Annotated in this window: 22 protein-coding genes; 10 read left to right on the top strand and 12 right to left on the bottom strand. The window is 65.5% G+C overall.

Going from position 1 to position 21,709, the window contains the following annotated elements:
- Positions 1–10: 10 nt before the first annotated feature.
- A complete protein-coding gene (locus AAHB16_RS22700; RefSeq protein ID WP_342052043.1) occupies positions 11–679 on the bottom strand; it encodes a CDP-alcohol phosphatidyltransferase family protein in 669 nt (222 codons plus the stop codon).
- A gap of 234 nt (positions 680–913) precedes the next feature.
- On the opposite strand from AAHB16_RS22700, the gene AAHB16_RS22695 reads away from it, so the two are divergent.
- On the top strand, positions 914–1,480 hold the full coding sequence (locus AAHB16_RS22695; protein WP_342052042.1) for a TetR/AcrR family transcriptional regulator: 567 nt from the start codon (positions 914–916) through the stop codon (positions 1,478–1,480).
- A gap of 46 nt (positions 1,481–1,526) precedes the next feature.
- On the top strand, positions 1,527–2,495 hold the full coding sequence (locus AAHB16_RS22690; RefSeq protein WP_342052041.1) for a quinone oxidoreductase family protein: 969 nt from the start codon (positions 1,527–1,529) through the stop codon (positions 2,493–2,495).
- 28 nt (positions 2,496–2,523) lie between these two features.
- On the opposite strand, the gene cynS is transcribed toward AAHB16_RS22690, so the two are convergent.
- A complete protein-coding gene (cynS, locus tag AAHB16_RS22685; protein WP_150375785.1) occupies positions 2,524–3,003 on the bottom strand; it encodes a cyanase in 480 nt (159 codons plus the stop codon).
- 83 nt (positions 3,004–3,086) lie between these two features.
- Positions 3,087–3,737, bottom strand: a complete 651-nt coding sequence (locus tag AAHB16_RS22680; protein ID WP_342052040.1) for a carbonic anhydrase — start codon at positions 3,735–3,737, stop codon at positions 3,087–3,089.
- 130 nt (positions 3,738–3,867) lie between these two features.
- Here AAHB16_RS22680 and cynR point away from each other — a divergent pair, with 130 nt between their 5' ends.
- Positions 3,868–4,800, top strand: a complete 933-nt coding sequence (gene cynR, locus AAHB16_RS22675) for a transcriptional regulator CynR (protein ID WP_150375789.1) — start codon at positions 3,868–3,870, stop codon at positions 4,798–4,800.
- Here cynR and AAHB16_RS22670 read toward each other — a convergent pair.
- Both AAHB16_RS22670 and AAHB16_RS22665 read right to left on the bottom strand, forming a co-directional pair.
- The gene (locus AAHB16_RS22670; RefSeq protein WP_150375791.1) at positions 4,715–5,290 is read right to left on the bottom strand and encodes a hypothetical protein; all 576 of its coding nucleotides are present in this window, start codon (positions 5,288–5,290) and stop codon (positions 4,715–4,717) included. The genes cynR and AAHB16_RS22670 overlap by 86 nt on opposite strands.
- Positions 5,291–5,428: 138 nt before the next feature.
- Positions 5,429–6,748 carry an MFS transporter gene (locus AAHB16_RS22665; RefSeq protein WP_150375793.1) on the bottom strand — a complete coding sequence of 440 codons (1,320 nt, stop codon included), beginning with the start codon at positions 6,746–6,748 and terminating at the stop codon, positions 5,429–5,431.
- A 219-nt stretch (positions 6,749–6,967) separates the two neighbouring features.
- On the opposite strand from AAHB16_RS22665, the gene cyoA reads away from it, so the two are divergent.
- From cyoA to cyoD, 4 genes are read left to right on the top strand one after another with little or no spacing between them, the layout of a single operon-like run.
- A complete protein-coding gene (gene cyoA / locus AAHB16_RS22660; protein WP_223851803.1) occupies positions 6,968–7,945 on the top strand; it encodes a ubiquinol oxidase subunit II in 978 nt (325 codons plus the stop codon).
- A gap of 49 nt (positions 7,946–7,994) precedes the next feature.
- On the top strand, positions 7,995–9,998 hold the full coding sequence (gene cyoB / locus AAHB16_RS22655) for a cytochrome o ubiquinol oxidase subunit I (RefSeq protein ID WP_342052039.1): 2,004 nt from the start codon (positions 7,995–7,997) through the stop codon (positions 9,996–9,998).
- Positions 9,991–10,647 carry a cytochrome o ubiquinol oxidase subunit III gene (gene cyoC / locus AAHB16_RS22650; protein WP_150375799.1) on the top strand — a complete coding sequence of 219 codons (657 nt, stop codon included), beginning with the start codon at positions 9,991–9,993 and terminating at the stop codon, positions 10,645–10,647. The genes cyoB and cyoC overlap by 8 nt, the downstream gene beginning before the upstream one ends.
- Positions 10,644–11,072, top strand: a complete 429-nt coding sequence (gene cyoD, locus AAHB16_RS22645; RefSeq protein ID WP_150375801.1) for a cytochrome o ubiquinol oxidase subunit IV — start codon at positions 10,644–10,646, stop codon at positions 11,070–11,072. The genes cyoC and cyoD overlap by 4 nt, the downstream gene beginning before the upstream one ends.
- On the opposite strand, the gene AAHB16_RS22640 is transcribed toward cyoD, so the two are convergent.
- The 5 genes from AAHB16_RS22640 to AAHB16_RS22620 all read right to left on the bottom strand — a co-directional run bounded on the left by AAHB16_RS22640 (position 11,069) and on the right by AAHB16_RS22620 (position 15,557).
- Positions 11,069–12,610, bottom strand: a complete 1,542-nt coding sequence (locus AAHB16_RS22640) for a methyl-accepting chemotaxis protein (protein ID WP_342052038.1) — start codon at positions 12,608–12,610, stop codon at positions 11,069–11,071. The two genes, cyoD and AAHB16_RS22640, sit on opposite strands and share 4 nt — an antisense overlap.
- 31 nt (positions 12,611–12,641) lie before the next feature.
- Positions 12,642–13,238, bottom strand: coding sequence for a histidine phosphatase family protein (locus tag AAHB16_RS22635; protein WP_342052037.1), 597 nt, complete (start codon positions 13,236–13,238; stop codon positions 12,642–12,644).
- An 86-nt stretch (positions 13,239–13,324) separates the two neighbouring features.
- Positions 13,325–14,569, bottom strand: coding sequence for an MFS transporter (locus AAHB16_RS22630; RefSeq protein ID WP_150377437.1), 1,245 nt, complete (start codon positions 14,567–14,569; stop codon positions 13,325–13,327).
- Between the two features lie 226 nt (positions 14,570–14,795).
- A complete protein-coding gene (locus tag AAHB16_RS22625; protein ID WP_191002456.1) occupies positions 14,796–15,005 on the bottom strand; it encodes a hypothetical protein in 210 nt (69 codons plus the stop codon).
- Between the two features lie 147 nt (positions 15,006–15,152).
- Entirely contained in the window at positions 15,153–15,557 is a 405-nt protein-coding gene (locus AAHB16_RS22620) for an FKBP-type peptidyl-prolyl cis-trans isomerase (RefSeq protein ID WP_150375807.1), read from the bottom strand.
- A gap of 151 nt (positions 15,558–15,708) precedes the next feature.
- Here AAHB16_RS22620 and AAHB16_RS22615 point away from each other — a divergent pair, with 151 nt between their 5' ends.
- A complete protein-coding gene (locus AAHB16_RS22615) occupies positions 15,709–16,440 on the top strand; it encodes a GntR family transcriptional regulator (RefSeq protein ID WP_150375809.1) in 732 nt (243 codons plus the stop codon).
- A gap of 76 nt (positions 16,441–16,516) precedes the next feature.
- The gene (locus AAHB16_RS22610; RefSeq protein ID WP_342052036.1) at positions 16,517–18,013 is read left to right on the top strand and encodes a fumarate hydratase; all 1,497 of its coding nucleotides are present in this window, start codon (positions 16,517–16,519) and stop codon (positions 18,011–18,013) included.
- Between the two features lie 15 nt (positions 18,014–18,028).
- Here AAHB16_RS22610 and AAHB16_RS22605 read toward each other — a convergent pair whose 3' ends face one another.
- The gene (locus AAHB16_RS22605; protein WP_150375813.1) at positions 18,029–18,961 is read right to left on the bottom strand and encodes a dihydrodipicolinate synthase family protein; all 933 of its coding nucleotides are present in this window, start codon (positions 18,959–18,961) and stop codon (positions 18,029–18,031) included.
- Between the two features lie 71 nt (positions 18,962–19,032).
- On the opposite strand from AAHB16_RS22605, the gene AAHB16_RS22600 reads away from it, so the two are divergent.
- Complete coding sequence (locus AAHB16_RS22600) at positions 19,033–19,962, top strand: LysR family transcriptional regulator (RefSeq protein WP_150375815.1); 930 nt, start codon at positions 19,033–19,035, stop codon at positions 19,960–19,962.
- Here AAHB16_RS22600 and AAHB16_RS22595 read toward each other — a convergent pair.
- Positions 19,902–21,674 (bottom strand): IlvD/Edd family dehydratase, encoded by a 1,773-nt coding sequence (locus AAHB16_RS22595; RefSeq protein ID WP_150375817.1) that lies wholly within the window; start codon positions 21,672–21,674, stop codon positions 19,902–19,904. The genes AAHB16_RS22600 and AAHB16_RS22595 overlap by 61 nt on opposite strands.
- Positions 21,675–21,709: the final 35 nt, after the last annotated feature.

Below are 21,709 nucleotides of genomic sequence, written 5' to 3'. Positions count from 1 at the left end.
CATGGGTACCTCAGGCGTCCTTGGAATTCATCACGGGCTGGGTGCGGCGCACTACGCGCCAGTAATCCACGATGCACCATGCCGCGAAGATCGGCGCGCCGATGGCGGCCGCCTTCAGGAATGGCGCGATGCCGTTCGTCAGCGTGACGAGCGGCAGCAGGTACAGCACGTCCTCGGTCTCGAAACCGGCGGCCGATGCCTGCTTGGTGCCGCTCTTGCCGACCATGGACTCGATGCGCATGCGCAGGAAGAAGATCAGCGCGACGGCAATGCCGGCGATCGTGCCGAGCGCGGCGGATCCGATCGGGCCCTTGTCGTCGGGGCTCGCGATCGCCACACCCATGCAGCCGAACAGCAGGATCGTGACCAGCGCGTCGGCGGCCAGATCGTAGAAGTGGCCAAACTTGCTGCCTTTGCCGCTGATGCGGGCGAGTTCGCCGTCGGTGTGGTCGACGAAATTCGACAGCACGATCAGGAACGCACCGATATTCGTCCACAGATACCCGCCACGTGTCAGCGCGATCGCACCGGCAAGGCCGATCAGCAGGCGGACGGTCGTCAGGTGGTTGGGCGTGACGCGGGTGTGCTTGAGGGGTCGGACCAGGCGACGCGCGAGGCGTGCATCCCAGGTCGGCGGCAGAGGCGGCTCGTCTGGAAAATTTGTCGAATTGTTGTTCATCCGGAAACTGTCCAGGAAGCTAGGGAGATGCTGGGGGAGCAAAACGTCAAACAGTACGCCCGCGACCTGCGATTGACAAGTATCCCTTCAGACAGGGCTCGAGCGGGCGGACTCTGGCGCGAAGAATACTCCAACTCGCGGGGAGGCGTACGTAATCGGGGTGCAGGTACCGCCACTGATGGCCGTCCCGGCGATGTTCTTGACTATTCATTCCAAAATAAGTACAACGTCGACATGGCTAGACCCAAGGCATTCGACAAGGACCGCGCGCTGGACGCCGCCATCGGCGTATTCCGCCTACATGGCTTCGAAGGCACCTCTACGGAGATGCTGACCCAGGCCATGGGGATCGGCAGGCAGAGCCTGTATGACACCTACGGCGACAAGTGGCAATTGTATTGCCTTGCCGTGGAACGTTACGCCTCGAACGAAGCGAGCGCTCACCTTTCAGCACTCCGCGGTAAGACGCGGGCCTTCGATGGCATCGGCGCAATGATTGCCCGCGTGATCGCGGAAGCGGACCATGCCTGCCTCGGGGTCCACTCGATCTGCGAGTTCGGACACAGCCAGCCGGATCTGTCGGCGATCCATGCGCGCGCGCACCACGCGCTCGCGTCGGCGATCGCCGCGCGCGCGGCCGAGGCCCAGTCCGACGGCGAGATCGCGGCGGCGCTGACGCCCGAGGCCGTGGCCACGCATGTCATGGCCAGCTTCGCGGCCATCCGCATCGCCGCACGGGGCGGTGCGGACGCGGCGCAGCTCGAAGTCATCGGGTCGATGACCCTGCGCGCCTTGCGCTGATTTTTTTGCCCAATTTTGGAACGATCATTCAAAAAAGGAGAAGTCGATGAAGGTCATCGCAATGCAACGCCCGGGCGGGGCGGACGTACTCCAGCTCGATACGCTGACCGATCCTGTGGCCGGTCTGGGCGAGGTGCTCGTCGACGTGGCTGCGGCCGGCGTCAATTTCATGGATATCGGCGTGCGCGGCGGCGAATTCTGGAAGGAGTATGCGTACCCGAAGCGCCTCGGCGTCGAAGGCGCCGGCCGTGTGGCCGCCCTCGGCCCCGGCGTCACGGACCTCGCCGTCGGGCAGCGCGTGGCGTGGGTCTACGTGCCCGGGAGCTACGCCGACCGCATCCTCGCGCCGGCTTCGGCGCTAGTCCCGATTCCCGACGATATCGACGATCGCACGGCGGCCGCCCTGATGATGCAGGGCATCACCGCCAGCCACTTTGCCACCGACTTCTATCCAGTACAGCCCGGCGACGTCGCACTGGTCCACGCGGCGGCGGGCGGCGTCGGCCAACTGCTCTCGCAGATCATTCGCCTGCGCGGCGGCAGCGTCATCGGCCGCGTTTCGTCGGCGGATAAAGTCGGCGCGGCCAAAGCCGCAGGCGCGGCACACGTGATCGTCGATACCACCGGCCAGTTCGCGGACGAGGTCCTCCGGCTCACGGACGGCGAGGGTGTGCACGCGGTGTTCGACGGCTCGGGTCCCACGACCTTCAAGGACTCGGTGGCCTCGCTGCGCCGTTCGGGCACGTTCTGCTGGTACGGTCCGGTACTCGGCGGCCCCGGCCCGATCGACATCATGAGCCTGCCGCGCAGCATCAAGATCGGCTATGCGGTCTTCTTCGACCACATCCACACGCCTGCACTGCTGCGCGAGAGAACGAACCGCCTGTTCGACTGGATCCGCAAGGGTCAGTTGCGCGTGAGCATCGGCGGCCTATATCCGCTGGCGGAAGCCGGCAGGGCCCACGCGGACATGGAAAGCCGCGCCACCACGGGCAAGTTGCTGCTGGTGCCGTGACGGCTGCGGCTGGATCGCGGCGCGGAGATCAGAACGGCTTGGTCGGCAAGTACTTGCCGTCGAGCGTGATCACCGCGCGGTGGCCGCCTTCCGGGTCTTCCACTTTCTTGATATCGAGCTTGAAGTTGATCGCGCTGATAATGCCGTCGCCGAACTTCTCGTGCACGAGCACCTTCAGCGTGGAGCCGTAGACCTGCACCATCTCGTAGAAGCGATAGATGGTCGGATCGGTCGGCACGCCGCCCGGAATGCTGCCGCGGACCGGGATGGTCTGTAGCAGGCGGATGGCGTCGTCGTCGAGTTCCAGCCGCGCGGCGACGATCTTCGCGACATCGGCCGGCAGCGGATGCTGGCCCAGCAGCGCGGCGGTCACGAACGCGAGGCTCAGGCCCGTGCCTTCGTTGATCTGCTCGAACGTCAGGCCCTTGCGGTCCTTGGCGTCGATGATGACGTCCGTCAGGTTCTGGCGGGTGGTCTGGGTGACTTGCGATTGCGGCGATTGCGGCATGAACGGCTCCTTGGCAGGTAGGAAGACAATGACGCGCCGGCGGTGGGTCCGCGTTGGCGAGTCCGGTCGGGGTTGCAGGGGGACTAACGGGGGGTGATACGGGTCGCGGCCACCGTGCGGTGGTCGGCGAGGGAGACAAACTGCTCGGTCACGCCGTCGAACGCATCGACCGATCCGGTGCCGATGTCGTAGACCCAGCCGTGGATCGTCAGGCGGCCTTCTCCAAGCGCCTTCGCCACGGACGGATGCGTCCTCAGGTTGGCGATCTGTGCCTTCACGTTCTCGCGCACCATGCCATCGACGCGCGCCTTGTCGTCGGCATGCTCGCGCGAGGCATTGATGGCCTTGGCGGCATCGGCATGGCGCAGCCAGCCGGCTACCTGCGGCATATGGTCGAGACACGTGCACTTGGCCACCGCGGTCATCGCGCCGCAGTCCGAGTGTCCGCAAATCACGATATCGCTCACGCCCAGTCCGACCACCGCATACTCGACGCTCGCCGAGACACCGCCGGGCTGCACGCCGTACGACGGCACGATATTGCCGGCATTGCGGATCACGAACAGGTCGCCTGGCTCGCGCTGGGTCAAGAGTTCGGGCACCACGCGGCTGTCCGAACAGGCAATGAACAGGGTCGGCGGCTTCTGGGTCGTGGCCAGGCGCTTGAACAGTTCGGACCGCTTCGGAAACTCTTCGCGCTGAAACTTCAGGAAACCGTCGATCAGGTCTTGCATGGCTCGCTCCATCGGGACGTCGCTAAGTCGTGTCGCTAATTCGTTGATGCAAGCATCGTGCTTCAGAGCCATAACGTCCAAGACCAGTTTATTATGTTTTCGATTGGAAATACCAATAACGAATGGTCCGATGCTGCTGCGACATATCCGCTACTTCCTGGCCGTCGCCGAGACGGGCAACTTCACGCGCGCGGCGGAGATCGTGCACGTGTCCCAGCCGACGCTTTCCCAGCAGATCCGGCAGCTCGAGGACGCGCTCGGCGCCCAGCTGTTCGATCGCACCGGCCGGACCACGCGCCTGACCGACGCCGGCGAGGCCTATCTGGTGCACGCGCGCCGCGCCATCCAGGACCTCGAGGCCGGCCGCCGCGCGATCCATGACGTGGGCGAACTCACGCGTGGCAACCTGCGGCTCGGCATGACGCCGACGTTCACGCCCTACCTGTTCAGCCAGCTGATCGTGGCGTTCAACGCCCGCTATCCCAATATCGCGCTCAACGTCCGCGAGATGCCGCAGGAGCGCGTGGAACCGCTGCTTGCCGACGACGCAATCGACCTCGGCATTGCGTTCGACGATATCCATCTGCCCGAGGTGGAAGCGCTGTCGCTGTTCGAGGAGCCGCTGTCGCTGATGGTCGGCATCCAGCATCCGCATGCGCGCCGGCGCACGGCACTGACTGCCGCGGATCTGGAGAAAGAGTCGATGGCGCTGCTGACGCGGGAATTTGCGACACGCGGCTATATCGAGCGATATTTCGCGCCGCTCGGCATCGTGCCGAAGATCATGATCGAAGTGAATTCGGTGGCCGGCGTCATCGAAGCGGTGCGCAGTGGCCGGTTTGCCACGGTGCTGCCCTCGGCGATCGCCGACGTGCACGACGATCTCAAGATCCTGAAGCTGGAGGTCCCGCTGGCACCACGGCGCGCCGCCGTCCTGCAGCGCAAGGGCGCTTATCAGACGGCGGCGGCACGGGCGTTTATCGCGTTTGCGATGGAAGGTCTTGGAACGATGCTTCCGTCTGCTGCTGCGACGCAGAAACGCGGCGCGGGTAGTGCTCCGTGAAGCGGACAGCCGCGCAGATGGCCGCCACGGTCAGCAGCGCACCGGCACCGGGTCGCGTCCGCATCAGCAGGTCGGCACCGATCAGTGCCACGAAGGCCAGTGCCCAGGCACCCGAGATCACGTAGTTCGTGCGCACGAAAGCCGGGTGGCTCCACAGCGACGGCGCCACACGTTCCCGCGCATACTGCATCGTGAACGGGATGCCGATTGCCATCGAGGCCAGCACGACGCCGAGCAGGCCCGCATCGACCACGAGCCGCACCTGCGCGATATTCCATGCCGGCTGGTCGCGCCATGCGTAGAGGGCGAGCGCGCCAAAGAGGATCACGGTACCGATCTCGAGCACCTTCACCGAGCGGCCGCTCGCGGCGTCGCGGACCACGAGTGCCAGCGCCATGACCGCGCCGGCGGTCAGCCCGGCAAGGATGCCGAACAGATGCTCGACGATCGCGAAGGCAAGAAAGGGGGAAAAACCCAGCAGGATGTTCATGTTCGGCTCCGTTGTTCGATTGCGCTTTGCTGTATTGCGCGTTTGCGATGAACCTATCGTACGTAGCGACAATGAGCCGAAAATGAGCCAACAAAAAGAGCGCCCGAAGGCGCTCTCGTCGCGTTCCAGGGGCGTCGGCTATTGCTGCTGCGTGCCAAGCGACCGGTTGATCCGCAGCGCCAGCAGCGTGCACACCACGCCCGACAGCAGATACACGCTGACGGCCACCAGCCCGAAGCGCGCCGACAGTCCCAGCGCGACCAGCGGCGCGAAGGCAGCCCCGAACAGCCAGCCGAAGTCCGTCGTCAGCGCCGCGCCCGTATAGCGGTAGCGCCGTTCGAAGTTCGAGGTCACGACGCCCGCCGCCTGCCCGTAGGACAGGCCCAGCAGCGCGAACCCGATCAGGATGAACAGATCCTGCCCGGTCGCGCCGCCATCGAGCAGCCATGGCGCGAACAGGCTGAAGACGCCGATCAGCAGCGCCATCGCGCCCAGCATCGAGCGCCGGCCCACGCGGTCGGCGATCCACCCCGACGACACGGTCGTGACGATCGCGATCGCCGCGCCGACGATCTGGATCGCCAGCACGTCCGACAGCTCCTGCGTCTTGTGCAACTGGACCCACGACAATGGGAACACCGTCACGAGGTGGAACAGCGCGTAGCTGGCCAGCGCCGCGAACGCGCCCAGGAAGATATTGCCGGCCTGGGCCTGCATGATCTCCACGGTGGTGATCGGCTCGAGTTCCACCTCGTCCAGCAGACGGGTGTACTCGTGCGTGACCACGAGGCGTAGCCGCGCGAACAGCGCCACCACGTTGATGGCAAAGGCCACATAGAACGGATAGCGCCAGCCCCAGTCGAGGAACTCGGCCTGGCTCAGGCTCGCATGGAGGAACAGGAACAGCGCGCCCGCCACGATAAAGCCGGTCGGCGCGCCAAGCTGACCCAGCATCGCGTACCAGCCGCGCTTCTCGGGCGGCGTGTTGAGCGCGAGCAGCGACGGCAGTCCATCCCACGACCCGCCGAACGCCACGCCCTGCAGGAAGCGAAACACGGACAGCAGCACGATCGACGTCGTCCCCAGCGTCGCGTACGTCGGCAGGAAGGCGATGCCCACCGTGGCGGTGCCAAGCAGGAACAGCGACGCCGTCAGCTTGGTGCCGCGTCCCCATCGCCGCTGGATACGCATGAACAGCGATGTTCCAAACGGGCGTCCGATAAACGCGAACGAGAACACCGTGAACGCCAGAAGGAGCCCCTCGAGTTCGCCCGCGAACGGAAAGTAGACCGACGGAAAGACCAGCACCGACGCGATGCCGTACGTAAAGAAGTCGAAATACTCGGAAGCGCGCCCGATCACGACGCCGGTGGCGATCTCGGCCGGCGCGATCTGCGCGTGCCCTGGCGCGGGAGGTGCAGCCGGCGACTCGCGATGCTGATGGGTCAGACTCGACATCGTGGCTCCTAGTCAACAAATTTTTGTGAGATGCGGCGTACTGCATTCACAAGAATAGCGCCTAAACTCCAAGAAAACCCGAAACGTTTTACGGCATGAGATTCGGGCGGATGTATTCAACACATCACTTCTTCGAATATGGGACGCTCAGAACAGGCGGTGCGATCACATTTCGGGGTGCGAGGGGTAACAAGACTCGTCACCGTGTCCGGCCTGCTCATGGGCCTTGCAGGATGCAATGCAGTGCTGCTTTCGCCATCTGGCGATCTGGCGGTCAAACAGCGCGACCTGATCATCATCGCCACGTGCCTGATGCTGCTGATCATCATCCCGGTGATCACGATGACGCTGGTCTTCGCCTTCCGCTATCGGGAGGGCAATAGCGAGGCGACGTACAACCCCGACTGGGATCACTCCACGACCCTCGAACTCGGTATCTGGGCCGCGCCGCTGCTCATCATCATCGCGCTGGGCGCCGTGACGTGGGTGAGTACCCACCAGCTCGATCCGTATCGTCCGCTCACGCACCTCGACGATCGCCGTCCGATTCCGGCCGGCACCAAGCCGCTGACGGTCGAGGTCGTCGCGCTCGACTGGAAATGGCTGTTCCTGTATCCCGAGCAAGGCATTGCGACGGTCAACGAACTCGCCGCGCCCGTCGATCAGCCCATCCGCTTCAAGATCACCTCCAGCGCGGTCATGAACTCGTTCTTCATCCCGGCGCTGGCTGGGCAGGTCTATGCCATGCCGGGCATGGAGACCAAGCTCCACGCCGTGATCAACCGCGCCGGCGTCTATGACGGCTTCTCGGCCAACTACAGCGGCGCCGGCTTCTCGCAGATGCGGTTCAAGTTCCACGGACTCACGAACGAGGAATTCCAGCAGTGGGTCGCCAAAGCCAAGTCGGATGGAAACCAGCTGTCGCGCGATGCCTACGTCAAGCTGGCCAAACCCAGCGAGGCCGAACCCGTGCAGCACTTCGCCAGCGTGGCGCCGGGGCTGTACGACGCGATCCTGAACCGTTGCGTGGAGGGCGGCACCTGCCGTGCCGACGTCATGGCGCTCGATGCCACGCGCGGCAAGTTCGATCCGTCCGCCTACGTCTGCACCGCGAGCAACACGATCGGGGTCGATGCGCCCACGGTCTCCGGTGACGCCGTGGCCGACGCGATCGGCAATCGCCGCCTGGTTCGCTGACACGCTTCTCGACAACTTCTGTTGGCCCTCACGGCCTTTGGTGATCAACATGCCCGAGCGTTCCGAACTCGCCACGCAGATTTTCGGCCGGCTTTCGTGGGAAGCCATTCCGTATCACGAGCCGATCCTGCTCATCACCTTCATCGTCGTCGCGCTCGGCGGGCTCGCCCTCGTCGGGGCGCTCACGTACTTCCGCGTCTGGGGCTATCTCTGGCACGAGTGGTTCACGAGCATCGACCACAAGAAGATCGGCATCATGTACGTGATCCTCGGCGTGATCATGCTGTTGCGCGGCTTTGCCGACGCCGTGATGATGCGGCTTCAGCAGGCCATCGCGTTCGGCGACAACCTTGGCTACCTGCCGCCACACCACTACGACCAGATCTTTACCGCGCACGGCGTGATCATGATCTTCTTCGTGGCGATGCCGCTCGTCACGGGGCTCATGAACTTCGTGGTGCCGCTGCAGATCGGCGCGCGCGACGTCGCCTTTCCGTTCCTCAACAACTTCAGCTTCTGGATGACCACGGGCGGCGCCATCCTCGTGATGATGTCGCTGTTCGTCGGCGAGTTCGCCAAGACGGGATGGCTGGCCTATCCACCGCTCTCCGGCATCGTTCATAGCCCCGACGTTGGCGTCGATTACTACATATGGGCGTTACAGGTCGCCGGGGTCGGGACATTGCTGTCGGGTATCAATCTGCTGGTGACGATCATCAAGATGCGCGCGCCCGGCATGAGCTTGATGCGCATGCCCATCTTCACGTGGACCTCGCTGTGCACGAACGTGCTGATCATCGCGGCATTCCCGGTGCTGACCGCCGCCCTGACGCTGCTGGCGCTCGACCGGTACGTCGGTACCAACTTCTTCACCGTCGATAACGGCGGCAGCGCGATGATGTACGTGAACCTGATCTGGATCTGGGGGCACCCCGAGGTCTACATCCTGGTGCTGCCCGTATTCGGTGTGTTCTCGGAAGTCGTCGCCACGTTCTGCCGCAAGCGCCTGTTCGGCTATGCGTCGATGGTCTATGCGACGGTCGTGATCACGGTGCTCTCGTACCTCGTCTGGCTGCACCACTTCTTCACGATGGGATCGGGCGCGAGTGTGAACTCGTTCTTTGGCATCACGACCATGATCATCTCGATCCCCACCGGGGCCAAGGTGTTCAACTGGTTGTTCACGATGTACCACGGGCGCATCCGCTTCGAGGTGCCGATGCTGTGGACCGTCGGCTTCATGGTCACGTTCGTCATCGGCGGCATGACCGGCGTGCTGCTCGCGGTCCCGCCCGCCGACTTCTCGCTCCACAACAGCCTGTTCCTGATCGCCCACTTCCACAACGTGATCATCGGCGGCGTGCTGTTCGGGCTCATGGCCGGTATCACGTACTGGTTCCCGAAGGCCTTCGGCTACCGCCTGGATCCGTTCTGGGGCAAGTGCTCGTTCTGGTTCTGGCTCGTCGGCTTCTACTTCGCGTTCATGCCGCTGTACTGGCTGGGCCTGCTCGGCGTGACCCGCCGCATGAACCATTTCGACGATCCGTCGCTGCAGATCTGGTTCCAGCTGGCCGCGTTCGGCGCGTTCCTGATCGCGCTCGGCATCGGCAGCTTCCTGATCCAGCTGTTCGTGAGCTTCCGCAACCGCGAAGCGCTGCGCGACACCACGGGCGATCCGTGGAATGGCCGCACGCTCGAATGGTCGACGTCCTCGCCGCCGCCGCAGTACAACTTCGCGTTCACGCCCATCGTGCATGACGCCGACGCGTGGTGGCAGATGAAGCAGCACGGCTACAAGCGGCCACTCGAAGGCTTTATCCCGATCCATATGCCGAAGAACACCGCAGCGGGCATCGTCCTCGCCGCGCTGAGCTCCATCTGCGCGTTCGGCCTGATCTGGCATATCTGGTGGCTCGTGATCGTCTCCTTCGTCGCCACGATCGGCGGCGCGATTTATCACACCTTCAACTACAAGCGCGACTACTACATTCCGGCCGACGACGTGGTCCGGACCGAAGCCGCGCGCACTCAACTGCTAGGCAGCCATGGCTGATACGACGATCCCCCTCGCCGGCGGCGCGGCAGCGCCCGAAGATGGCTCGCGGCAGGAGCCGCTGCAGTTCTACATCAAGGTGGAGCACCATCCCGCGCAGGGCACGCTGCTCGGGTTCTGGTTCTACCTGATGAGCGACTGCCTGATCTTTGCCTGCCTGTTCGCCGCGTATGGCGTGCTCGGGCGCGAATACGCGGGCGGGCCCACGGGCGCCGAGCTGTTCGACCTGCCGCTGGTCGCGCTCAATACGACGTTCCTGCTGCTCTCGTCCATCACGTACGGGTTCGCGATGCTCGAGATGCAGAAGAAGAACCTGCGCGGCACGCAGATATGGCTCGCGATCACCGGGCTCTTCGGCGTGGCGTTCCTCTCGGTGGAGCTCTACGAGTTCGCGCATCTGATCAGCGAAGGCGCCGGCCCGCAGCGCAGCGCGTTCCTGACCTCGTTCTTCGCGCTGGTCAGCACGCACGGGCTGCACGTGACGTTCGGCATCATCTGGCTGATCACACTGATGTTCCAGCTCGGCAAGCATGGCCTGATCACGGCCAATCGCCGCCGGTTGCTGTGCCTGTCGATGTTCTGGCACTTTCTGGACGTCGTGTGGATCGGCGTCTTCACCTTCGTCTATCTGATGGGAGTCCTGCCATGAGCGCGCATGACGAGGCAATGGGCCACGGCCATGACGACGATCACGGCCACGACGAACTGGCGGGCGCCGCGCATTCGACGATGAGCGGCTATGTGACGGGTTTCGTGCTGTCGGTGGTGCTGACGGCGATTCCGTTCTGGCTCGTGATGGGGAAGGTGTTCGACAAGTCGTCGACGACGGCGCTGGTGCTGCTCGGCCTGGGCGCGGTGCAGATCGTCGTTCACATGATCTACTTCCTGCACATGAACGCGCGCTCGGAAAACGGCTGGACGCTGCTCGCGCTGATCTTTACGCTCGTGCTCGTGGTCATCACGCTGTCGGGCACGCTCTGGGTCATGTTCCACCTGAATACGAACATGATGCCCAATATGCAGAACGTCCAGCTGCCGGAGGGTGGCACGATCGTGCCACCCAAGTCCCCCTAAGCTGCGAGGCGGAAGATCGCCACGGCTTCCTTGAGCCGCTGGGCCTGCTCCTCGAGCGAGCCCGCGGCAGCCGCGGCCTGCTCGACGAGCGCCGCGTTCTGCTGCGTCACGGTGTCCATCTGCGTCACCGCCTGGTTCACCTGCTCGATACCCGCGCTCTGTTCGGCCGATGCCGCGCTGATCTCGCCCATGATGTCCGTCACGCGCTTCACGGCGCTGACGATCTGCTCCATGGTCTGACCCGCTTCCGAGACCAGCTCCGAGCCACGCTCGACGCGCTCGGCCGAATCACCGATCAGCGACTTGATCTCCTTGGCCGCCGTCGCGCTGCGCTGCGCGAGACTGCGCACCTCGCCGGCCACCACGGCAAACCCACGGCCCTGCTCGCCGGCGCGCGCCGCTTCCACGGCCGCGTTCAGCGCGAGAATGTTGGTCTGGAACGCAATGCCTTCGATCACCGCGATGATATCGACCACCTTGCGCGACGCGCCGCTGATCTCTTCCATCGTGTTGACCACCTGGCCCACCACCTCGCCGCCCTTGATCGCGACGTCCGAGGCATTGACGGCCAGCGAGCTCGCCTGACGCGCGTTGTCCGCGTTCTGGCGGACGATGCCCGTGAGCTCTTCCATGCTCGATGCGGTTTCCTCGAGCGACGACGCCTGTTCCTCGGTACGCTGCGACAGATCGGTGTTGCCCACGGCAATCTGGCTCGTACCGGTGGCGATCGCTTCGGTGCCATGGCGCACTTCCTGCACGATGCCAAGGATGTTCTCGTTCATCTCGCGCAGCGCCTCGAGCAACTGACCGGTCTCGTCGGTGCTGTCCACGTCGATACGGCTGGTCAGGTCGCCCGATGCCACGGTGCGCGCGATATGCACCGCACGGTGCAGCGGACGCGTGATGCCGATGGTGAGCCAGAACGCGAAGCCGGCACCGATGGCCAGCATCACCGCGCCGAGCGCGATCATGCGATTGCGGGCAGCAAGATAGGTCTCGTTGATTTCCTTCGCGGTATCGTCGATCGACGCACGCTGGATATCGAGCAGCTTCTGGATCTCGGCAAGGTAGGCATCGCCGGCCGGCACGAACTCGGTCTCCAGCACCTTGTTTGCCTCTTCGGTCTGACCGTCCTTCTTGAAGCGCGCGATCTTGTCGCGCGACTCGTTGTACGGGTTGCGCACCTGCAGGATCTTCTGGAACGCGGCCTTTTCGGCATCGGAGACCAGCATCGGCTCGATCTTGTCGCGCATCGCGGCGATCGTGTCGGCAGACCACTTGGTCTCCTTCGCGAAGAAGGCACCCAGCGTCGGGTCGGCACTCTTGGCGGTCGCCGTCGTGCGGCGCACGCTCGCGTACATCAGCCGGTACCAGTCGCTGACGATACGTTCCTTGGCCAGCGGCTCCTGCATCATGGCGTGCGTGTGGCTCGCCACGTCCTGCAGACGCGACATGCCATAAACGGTCATGAGTAGGGACAGAAACAACACGACGCCAAAGCCTATGCCAAGGCGGGCGCCAATACCGAGGTTTTTCATTTCGTCTGCCTGATGAGTGCCATTGGGCGAACTATCGGCAGTGGAGAGGATTTTCTTGAATGCCTAATCCAGCACCCGCACGCGGCGCTGTCCGCCCTGCGCGGGCAATTCGATGGCCACGCCGCCCGCGGTGCGAGCCCCATGGCCGGTCAGCGCGCCGATCACGACCTGATGCGTGACCATCAGATAAGGGCCTCGGGTCGAGGCCATCGATCAGGCGTGAAAGCCTTTCGGTCTGCGCGGTGCGGGTCGCGTCGTCGGCCTCGAAGAACGAGTTGAGCAACGGCTCGACGCGCACGGGACCGAAGTTCATCAGGCGGGCGGTTTCCTGACACCGGCACCATGCGCTGCTCATCACGCGCGTGGGCCGGAAACCGGCGGTCTTCCACGCAGCGCCGAGGTCCGTGGCCTGCTGCCGGCCGGCGGCGTCGAGATTGCGCTGCGTGGCGCAGTCGCCGAGGCGGAAGCCCGGCGGATCGCTGAGCCCGGGCGCGCTCGCATGGCGCACGATGACGACCACGTTCGGGCGCTGTAACTCGCCCGGTGTCACCGACGGTTGCGCCGCGCCAGGCATGGGCGCCATCAGTGACAGCAAAGCGGGAAACAACGCAGGAAAGAGACGTGCCATCGTGGACTCCGGCAACGAGCAAGTCTTTCCAACATAGCACGCCGATGGGGGCACGCGTGCGGGGCCGACATGCGAGGCGACCGAGGCTAGCTGTCGGCGACTGCCTGCGCGTCCCGCGCGGGCACCACGGAATGCCCCATCGCGCTGAACACGTACGGGACGAGCGCGATCACGACAATGGCCGCGGCGGTACCGAAGATCACGCCATAGGTCAGCGCATTCGGCCACAGGCGGTCATGGCCGATATTGGCGATCACGCCGAAGCCCCACGACGTCAGCGCGGAACCGAGAAACACGAACGAGTTGAGCACGCCCAGCCCGCGCCCACGCTTGGCCGGCGGCAGCAGGCTGCGGCCCTGCGCCATCACGAGCGGATGGAGCATGCCGATCGTCGTCAGCAGACCCATGCACGCGACGCTCTGCACCACACCATGGCCGGGCCAGATCGCCAGCGCCACCGCGCCGCATGTCGAGAAGCACGCCCAGCCGAGAATCGTCCGCTTGAGCGTCGTGCGCCGGACGAGCACGGGCAGCAGGAATGCGGTGGCAAATCCGGTCAGGCTCAGCAACGTCAGCGCGATACCACGCGTGCCGGCGGCGAGCCCGTACACATTGGCCAGATACGGCCCGCTCCACGCATTGCGAAACGCGGTGCCGGCCGCCATCGCGACGCATAGCGGAATCAGCAGCCACAGCGCGCGCATGCCGAGCAGGCGCGCGCTGTCGATCAGCATGCCGCCCATCGGCGCGTGCCGGGCGTCCGCGTGGCCCGTATCGCGCACGTGGCGCCAGACGCCATAGCATGCCAGCACCATGCACACCGCGGAGATCGCCATCGCATAACGCCAGCCGATCCATTGGGACATCCAGCCCAGCGGCGCCGTGGCACACAGCGCGCCGATCATGCCCATGGCATTCGAGCGGCTGACCTCGCGCATATAACGCTTCTCGTCGAGATGCTCGGAAGCGAAGTGCATCAGGCCCATGAACACCGGCGCGCACGCGAGGCCGAGCCCAGCCTGCGCGACCATGGCCGCGCCGCCGCTCGGCGCCACCACGAACATGATGGACGAGACGGCCCCGACGCCGAGCAGCAGCGCGGTGGGACGGCCTACGCCATAACGGTCGAATGCCAGCCCCACAGGAATCTGCGCGGCGGCGAACGCCAGGAAGAAGCAAGACGACAGCGCGCCGAATCCCGCCGGCGACAGCGAAAAATCGTGCTGCAGTTCGGGCGCGATAACCGCCAGACAACTGCGATAGAACTGGCTCAGCACGAACGCGAAGGTCAGGAGCGCGATACCGCGATTGGCATCGATGGCCCCGGCGATGGCGCCACCGGCGGCGCGGGCGTGGGCGTCGGCGACCGCGGGCGTGGGGGGACGCTGCGCGGTCCGATCGCTGGCCGAATTGTTCAACTTGCACTCTCTTGTCAAAATCCCACCACTGCAGCGATTCAGTTGTTCTGCAGGGCAGGCGCGAATTCTGGGTTCGCGAATGGAGCGTCAATTCTACCCGTGCCACGGCGCGAAAATTGTCCATGGCATCGGTCAATGATTACGTCGAGACGCGCTTCCAGTGATCGGCACCGTCGTCTTCGTCGGCAACCAGTACGATGGCCTGCCGGCAACGTTCGCACTGATAGAGGTGGGCGCTTCCCTGCGATGCCGTCGGCAGCGTGGCCGATTTCACAAGGTGCGCATGGGGCGGAACATGGCCGGGGCGGCCAATGAGCCGCATGCAAAGTTCGCACGGATTCTTGGGCATGACTGCACTCCACTGCCTGGTACGGCACAAATTGCTGCGCCGCACCACAATTCCAGTATAGAAGCCGCCGCTTTCGAATCAAATGTCGCCCTGCAAAAAAGAACGCCCGCGTGAAGAGGGCGTTCGATCGTGGAGACCTTGTCGGTCTCAGCTGCCGATGCCCAGCAGTTCCACTTCGAAGTTCAGTGTCGCATTGGGCGGAATCGCGCCCGGCACGCCGCGTGCGCCGTAAGCGGTCGAGGCCGGACAGGTCAGCTTGGCCTTGCCGCCCACCTGCATCTTCTGCACGCCTTCGGTCCAGCACGGGATGACGCGGTTGAGCGGGAACGAAATCGGCTGGCCGCGCTTGTACGAGCTGTCGAATTCGGTGCCGTCGGTAAGCGTGCCGCGGTAGTGGACCTTCACGGTATCCGTGGCCTTCGGCGATGCGCCCGTGCCCTTGGTCAGATGCTGGATCGTCATGCCGGAAGGCAGCGTCTCGGGCGCGGATTGCTGAGCGTGCGCCGCGCCGGCAACGGCCAGAGCCGCGATAAGGAACGAGAGTTTCTTCATGGATGGCTTCGGTGTCGAGTCGAAGTTGGGGGAAAACACGAGTGTACCCCGTTCGCACATGCCGTCCGCGGCGCTTGGCTTCGGGGGCGGGTATCGTTAGGATTTGCGTTCCGCCCCTTCAACGTCTCCTTTCACAGGACTTTTCCGATTTATGGAGCCACGCCACGCAGAGCTGACCAAGGCGCTCATTCAGGACATCACCAGCGGCGTCTACCCGGTCGGTTCGAGCCTGCCCGGCGAGCTCGAACTCGCAGACAAGTACGGCGTCAGCCGGGGCACCGTGCGCGTTGCACTGACGCGCATCCAGGAACTCGGCATGGTTTCGCGCAAGAAACGCGCGGGAACACGCGTCGAGGCGTCCGCACCGCAATCGGGCGAGTACATGCCGCGCCTCTCGTCGATTGAGGAACTCGTGCAATACGGCGCGGCCACCGCGCGCAGGATCCACGGCGCACGCGAGGTCGTCATGGACGTCGAGATGGCCGCGCATCTGGGCTGTCCGCCCGGCTCGCGCTGGCTGCACATTCCCACGTCGCGCACCAATCCCGCTGCACCCGATCATCCGGTCGCGTGGTCCGACGTGTACGTGACGGCCGACGACGGCGCGAAGATCAAGAGCAAGCTCAAGACGTCGGAGGGCCTGATCTGCGAGCTCGTCGGCCAGACGTCGGGACGCGTCGTGAAGGAAATCCACCAGACCGTGCGCGCGATCGGCATCCCCGCGGCAATGGCGCAGACGCTCGGGACCGCGCCCGGTGCCCACGCCCTCGAGTTCGTGCGGCGGTACTACGATCAGTCGGACCGGCTGTTCGAAGTGGTGGTCAGCGTGCATCCTGCCGACCGGTTCTCGTATTCCACGGTGCTCCAGCGGCAGGCGGTCTGAACGGGCCTTCCGCGCGGCGTCGCTTTATGCGAATATGTTCAAACATATTCCGCTAGAGAATGCCGGAGCGCCCCGCATGACCGTCGTCTATCAGGAAGACATCGCCGACAGCGTCGCCGATGCGCTGCAGTTCATCAGCTACTACCACCCCGCCGATTTCGTCGAGGCATTGCGCCGCGCATGGGAGGCGGAGCCGCCAGGCGCCGCGCGCAGCGCGCTGACGCAGTTGCTCGTGAACAGCCGCATGGCCGCGCGCGGTCACCGGCCGCTGTGCCAGGACACGGGCGTTGCGCAGGTTTTCCTGAGCGTCGGCATGGACGTACGCCTCGCCACGCGCGACGGCAGCGCCCTGCGCAGCCTTCAGGACGTCGTCAATGACGGTGTGCGGCGCGCCTATACGCTGCCCGCGAACCCGCTGCGCGCGACGATGGTCGCGTCGCCACTCGGCGCCCGCCGCAATACGGGCGACAACACGCCCGGCTTCGTCGACGTCGAACTCGTGCCCGGCAATACCGTCGAGATGATCGTGGTGGCCAAGGGCGGCGGCGGCGACGTGAAGGCGAAGTTCACCACGCTCAATCCGAGCGACTCGCTCGTCGACTGGATTCTCGATGCCGTGCCACAGATGGGCGCGGGCTGGTGTCCGCCCGGTGTGCTCGGCGTGGGCATCGGCGGCACGCCCGAACAGGCGATGCGCGCGGCCAAGCGATCGCTGTTCGCGCCGATCGACATCCAGACCGTGCGCGCGCGCGGCGCGAACGATGACGTCGAGGCGCTGCGGCTGGCGTTGCATGACCGCATCAACGCGCTCGGCATCGGCGCACAAGGCCTGGGCGGGCTGACCACCGTGCTCGACGTCAAGGTCGGCGCGCTGCCGAGCCATGCGGCCGCGTTGCCCGTTGCCCTGATTCCGAACTGCGCGGCCACGCGCTTCGTGCGGTGCACGCTCGACGGCAACGGGCCCGCGACATTCACGCCGCCGGACCCGTCGCTCTGGCGCGATATCCCCGATGCGATGCCCGAAGAGGCCGATGCCCTGACGGTGGACCTCGATACGCTGACGGCGGACACCGTCGCGCAATGGAAGGTGGGCCAGACGCTGCGCCTGCGCGGCCGCCTGCTGACCGCGCGCGACGCTGCCCACAAGCGTCTGATGGCGATGCTCGATGCGGGCGAACCGCTACCGGTGCCGCTGCGCGACCGAGCGATCTATTACGTAGGGCCGGTCGATCCCGTCGGCGATGAGGCCGTGGGTCCGGCCGGACCTACCACCGCCACGCGCATGGACAAGTTCCTGCCGCGCCTGCTGGCCGAAACCGGCCTGCGCGTGATGGTCGGCAAGGCCGAGCGCGGGCCGGCGGCGATCGATGCGATACGCGACAACGGTGCCGCGTACCTGACCGCCGTCGGCGGTGCCGCCTATCTGATCTCTCGCGCGATCCGCAAATCCCGCGTCGTGGCTTTCCCCGACCTTGGCATGGAGGCCATGTACGAGTTCGAGGTCGAGGACATGCCGGTCACCGTGGCCGTCGATGCGCGCGGACGATCGATCCACACCGTCTTCCAGCGCTAGGCGCTCCGGCGGGGCTCACTCGAGCGCGGCACGCGGGTCGTGCCGCGCGAGCCGGCGCAGCAGATGATCGACCTCCGCACGCGCGGTGGCCGACATCACGGCGGCAGGCTTGCGTTGCGCGGCCGACGTCAGCAGCCCGCGCCGCATCATCACGTACTTGCGAACCGCCAGTCCCGCGCCGGGCTGCTGCTCGTAGCGAAGCAGCGGCAGGTGCGCATCGAACAGATCGTGCGCGGCCTCGCGCTCGCCCGCCGCGTTCAGGCGCACGACGTCGCACAGCATGTCGGGGAAGCAGTAGCCCGTGTTCGCGCCGTCCGCGCCGCGCTCCACCTCGTAATCGAGAAAGAGGCCGTTGTTGCCGCACAGGATCGAGATATGGCGCATCGAGCCATCCTTCTCGAAGCCACGCAGCGTCGAGATCTTTTCAAGCCCGGGCCAGTCTTCGTGCTTGAGCATCGCGCACGACGGCAGCTCGGTCACGATTCGGCGAATGACGCCCGGCGTCATTTGCACCGAGAACGTCAGCGGATAGTCCTGAATGACGAACGGCACGTCGTCGCCGATCGCCTCCACGGCCTGCCGGTAGTAGCCGACGATCTGGTCGTCGGTGCGCAGCGTGTTGGGCGGAGCGATCATCACGCCCGCGGCGCCACGGTCCATGACTTCACGCGTCAGTGCGCGCATGGCCGCGAAGCCGGGCGCGGACACGCCCACGACCACCGGCAGCTTGCCCGCGCGCTGGATCATGCGTGCCGCCACATCGACCGATTCCGCATGCTCGAGTTTCGGGGCCTCGCCCAGCTGGCCGAGCACTGTGATGCCGGTGGACCCGCATTCGAGATAGAAATCGGTGAGCCGGTCGATCGAGGCGGTGTCGATGCTGCCGTCGTCGAGAAACGGTGTCGGGGCGATCGGGAAGACGCCCTTGGCGTCGGGGGTCAGCGGCATGATGTCTCCTGAAGTCGTGATGCGATACGTGATGCAATGGATATCGCCATGAAACTTGCTAGCATGGCGGCATGGATGTCCGATTCCTGCAAAGCTTCGTCACGGTCGTCGATGTGGGCTCCCTCGCGGAGGCCGCGCGCCGGCTCGACCTCACGCCCGCCGCCATCGCCGCGCGCCTGCATGCGCTCGAGGAAGAGCTCGGCGTGCCGCTCGTGCGACGCGCGGGCCGATCCGTCGTCCCCACGGAAGCGGGCATCCGCATTCTCGATCGTGCGCGCCAGGTCATCCGCGATATCCGCGACATGGGTTCGGTCGCCACCGGCGATGCCTCGCTCGGCGAGTTCCGCCTCGGCTCGTTCGTCACGGCGATGGGCAGCATCGTACCGCCGTTGCTCGGACAACTCTATCGCCGTCATCCCAATGTGAACCTGTTCGTCAAACCCGGGCGTTCGATCGAGCTCTGCGAAAGCCTGACGCGTGGCGAGCTCGACGCCGCGATCGTCGTCGAGCCGCAGTTCGCGGTGGCCAAGGGTTACCAGTGGGCCGAGTTCATGGCCGAACCGCTCGTGGTGGTGGCGCCTGCCGCCATGGCCGGACGCGACCCGCACGAACTGCTCGCGAACGAGCCGTTTATCCGCTACGACCGCTCGGTCCTCGGCGGCCAGCTCGCGGACCGGTACCTGCGCGATCATGGCATTCGCCCGCGGCAGCGGCTCGAGGTGGATGGCCTGATGGTGATCGCCGCGCTCGTGGGCGAAGGCCTCGGCGTGGCGCTCGTGCCCGACTGGCGGCCGATGTGGGAAAGCGGGCTCGCCATCGCGCGCTGCCCGCTGCCCGACCGCGCGCCAGTCCGGCGCGTGGGCCTGATCTGGTCGACGCAGGGACCGCGCGCATCGCTCGCCGAGGCGTTGCTCGACGAGGCGCGCGCGCTGTTCGATGCTCACTCGGGCGTCTTGCCGCGTGCCTCGGGCAGGCGCAGGAAGTCGAAGTCCACGCCCTGATCGGCCTGCGTCACCGTCTGCAGGAACAGCTTCAGGTATCCGCGCGAAGCGCTCGGCTCCACCACCGGCGATGCGTCGCGCCGGCGTTGCAGTTCCTCGTCCGGGACCAGCAGGCTCAGCTCGCGCCGGCTCACGCTCAGGCGGATGCGGTCGCCGGTGCGCACCAGCGCCAGCGGCCCGCCGACCGCCGCTTCCGGCGTGACGTGCAGCACCACCGTGCCGAACGCGGTGCCGCTCATGCGGCCATCGGAGATCCGCACCATGTCCTTCACACCCATGCGCGCAAGCTTGCGCGGAATCGGAATGTAGCCGGCCTCCGGCATGCCGGGCGCGCCCTTCGGTCCGATATTGCGCAGCACGAGGATATCGTCGGCGTTCACATCGAGGTCGTCGAGGTCGATACGCTCGACCAGATCCTGCGAATTCTCGAACACGACCACGCGGCCTTCATGCTCCATCAGCTTCGCATCGGCCGCGGACTGCTTGATGATCGCGCCGCCCGGCGCGAGGTTGCCGTTGAGCACCGCGATGCCGCCCTGCGGATAGATCGGATTCTGGATCGAGCGCACCACGTCCTGCTTGAACGGCTCTCCCGCCGCGTCGATCTCTTCGCCGAGCGTGCGGCCCGTGACCGTCAGCGCATCCAGGCGCAGCAGCGGCTTCAGTTCGCGCAGCAGCGTGGCCATGCCGCCGGCCTTGTGGAAGTCTTCCATGTAGTGCTGGCCGGTCGGCTTCAGGTCGAGCAGCACCGGCGTCTCGCGGCCCATGCGGTCCAGTGCCTGCATGTCGATATCGAGCCCCATGCGGCCCGCGATCGCGGCCAGGTGCACGATGCCGTTGGTGGAGCCGCCGATCGACAGCAGCACGCGCATCGCGTTCTCGAACGCGGCCGGCGTGAGGATGCGATCGATCGTCAGGCGTTCCTTCGCCATCTCCACCGCGCGCGCGCCAGTCAGCTCCGCCATGCGGATGCGGTCCGCGGTCACGGCGGGCGGCGTCGCGGAGCCGGGCAGGCTCATGCCCATGGCCTCGGCAAGACAGGCCATCGTGCTGGCCGTGCCCATCACCGAGCAGGTGCCCACGCTCGCGACCAGCTGGTTGTTGACCTCGCCGGTTTCCTGCTCGTCGATCTCGCCCGCGCGGAACTTGCCCCAGTAGCGGCGGCAGTCCGTGCACGCGCCCACGCGTTCGCTGCGGTGCGAGCCTGTCAGCATCGCGCCCGTCACGAGCTGGATCGCCGGCACGCCGGCGGACGCCGCGCCCATCAGCTGCGCGGGCACGGTCTTGTCGCAGCCGCCGATCAGCACCACCGCGTCCATCGGCTGGGCGCGGATCATCTCCTCCGTGTCCATCGACATCAGGTTACGCAGGTACATGCTCGTCGGCGCGGCAAAGCTTTCGTGCACCGAGATCGTCGGAAACGGCATCGGCAACCCGCCCGCGAGCATGATGCCGCGCTTTACCGCGTCGATCAGCTGGGGCATGTTGCCGTGACACGGATTGTAGGCACTGCCCGTGTCGGCGATGCCGATCACGGGCCGGTCCAGCGCGCTGTCCGTATAGCCCGAGCCCTTGATAAAGGCCTTGCGCAGGAACAGCGAGAAGCCCAGGTCGCCGTAGTTGGTCAGCCCCTTGCGCAGGCCGCTGGCATTGCCGACAGGCTGGCCTTGCTGGGCGTTGTCTTTCGTGGGGTCCTTCGGTTTCTGGGTCATGATTGTGTTCAGGCTTTCTTCAACAGAATATTTCG

This window comes from Cupriavidus sp. OTU4054 (assembly GCF_038440175.1).
GTDB lineage: Bacteria > Pseudomonadota > Gammaproteobacteria > Burkholderiales > Burkholderiaceae > Cupriavidus > Cupriavidus pauculus_D.
The sequence above is the reverse complement of the archived record's forward strand: the minus strand, read 5'-3'. Positions and strand labels throughout refer to the sequence as shown.

What these genes read in the sequence shown, in the direction of transcription:
- AAHB16_RS22620 (WP_150375807.1), bottom strand. Translation starts at nt 15,557, where the DNA reads ATGAAGAAACTCTCGTTCCTTATCGCGGCTCTGGCCGTTGCCGGCGCG.
- AAHB16_RS22695 (WP_342052042.1), top strand. Translation starts at nt 914, where the DNA reads ATGGCTAGACCCAAGGCATTCGACAAGGACCGCGCGCTGGACGCCGCC.
- AAHB16_RS22700 (WP_342052043.1), bottom strand. Translation starts at nt 679, where the DNA reads ATGAACAACAATTCGACAAATTTTCCAGACGAGCCGCCTCTGCCGCCG.
- AAHB16_RS22625 (WP_191002456.1), bottom strand. Translation starts at nt 15,005, where the DNA reads ATGCCCAAGAATCCGTGCGAACTTTGCATGCGGCTCATTGGCCGCCCC.
- AAHB16_RS22600 (WP_150375815.1), top strand. Translation starts at nt 19,033, where the DNA reads ATGGATGTCCGATTCCTGCAAAGCTTCGTCACGGTCGTCGATGTGGGC.
- AAHB16_RS22670 (WP_150375791.1), bottom strand. Translation starts at nt 5,290, where the DNA reads ATGAACATCCTGCTGGGTTTTTCCCCCTTTCTTGCCTTCGCGATCGTC.
- AAHB16_RS22615 (WP_150375809.1), top strand. Translation starts at nt 15,709, where the DNA reads ATGGAGCCACGCCACGCAGAGCTGACCAAGGCGCTCATTCAGGACATC.
- AAHB16_RS22640 (WP_342052038.1), bottom strand. Translation starts at nt 12,610, where the DNA reads ATGAAAAACCTCGGTATTGGCGCCCGCCTTGGCATAGGCTTTGGCGTC.
- AAHB16_RS22680 (WP_342052040.1), bottom strand. Translation starts at nt 3,737, where the DNA reads ATGCAAGACCTGATCGACGGTTTCCTGAAGTTTCAGCGCGAAGAGTTT.
- cynR (WP_150375789.1), top strand. Translation starts at nt 3,868, where the DNA reads ATGCTGCTGCGACATATCCGCTACTTCCTGGCCGTCGCCGAGACGGGC.
- cyoA (WP_223851803.1), top strand. Translation starts at nt 6,968, where the DNA reads ATGGGCCTTGCAGGATGCAATGCAGTGCTGCTTTCGCCATCTGGCGAT.
- cynS (WP_150375785.1), bottom strand. Translation starts at nt 3,003, where the DNA reads ATGCCGCAATCGCCGCAATCGCAAGTCACCCAGACCACCCGCCAGAAC.
- AAHB16_RS22690 (WP_342052041.1), top strand. Translation starts at nt 1,527, where the DNA reads ATGAAGGTCATCGCAATGCAACGCCCGGGCGGGGCGGACGTACTCCAG.
- AAHB16_RS22605 (WP_150375813.1), bottom strand. Translation starts at nt 18,961, where the DNA reads ATGCCGCTGACCCCCGACGCCAAGGGCGTCTTCCCGATCGCCCCGACA.
- AAHB16_RS22610 (WP_342052036.1), top strand. Translation starts at nt 16,517, where the DNA reads ATGACCGTCGTCTATCAGGAAGACATCGCCGACAGCGTCGCCGATGCG.
- AAHB16_RS22665 (WP_150375793.1), bottom strand. Translation starts at nt 6,748, where the DNA reads ATGTCGAGTCTGACCCATCAGCATCGCGAGTCGCCGGCTGCACCTCCC.
- AAHB16_RS22595 (WP_150375817.1), bottom strand. Translation starts at nt 21,674, where the DNA reads ATGACCCAGAAACCGAAGGACCCCACGAAAGACAACGCCCAGCAAGGC.
- cyoD (WP_150375801.1), top strand. Translation starts at nt 10,644, where the DNA reads ATGAGCGCGCATGACGAGGCAATGGGCCACGGCCATGACGACGATCAC.
- AAHB16_RS22635 (WP_342052037.1), bottom strand. Translation starts at nt 13,238, where the DNA reads ATGGCACGTCTCTTTCCTGCGTTGTTTCCCGCTTTGCTGTCACTGATG.
- cyoC (WP_150375799.1), top strand. Translation starts at nt 9,991, where the DNA reads ATGGCTGATACGACGATCCCCCTCGCCGGCGGCGCGGCAGCGCCCGAA.
- cyoB (WP_342052039.1), top strand. Translation starts at nt 7,995, where the DNA reads ATGCCCGAGCGTTCCGAACTCGCCACGCAGATTTTCGGCCGGCTTTCG.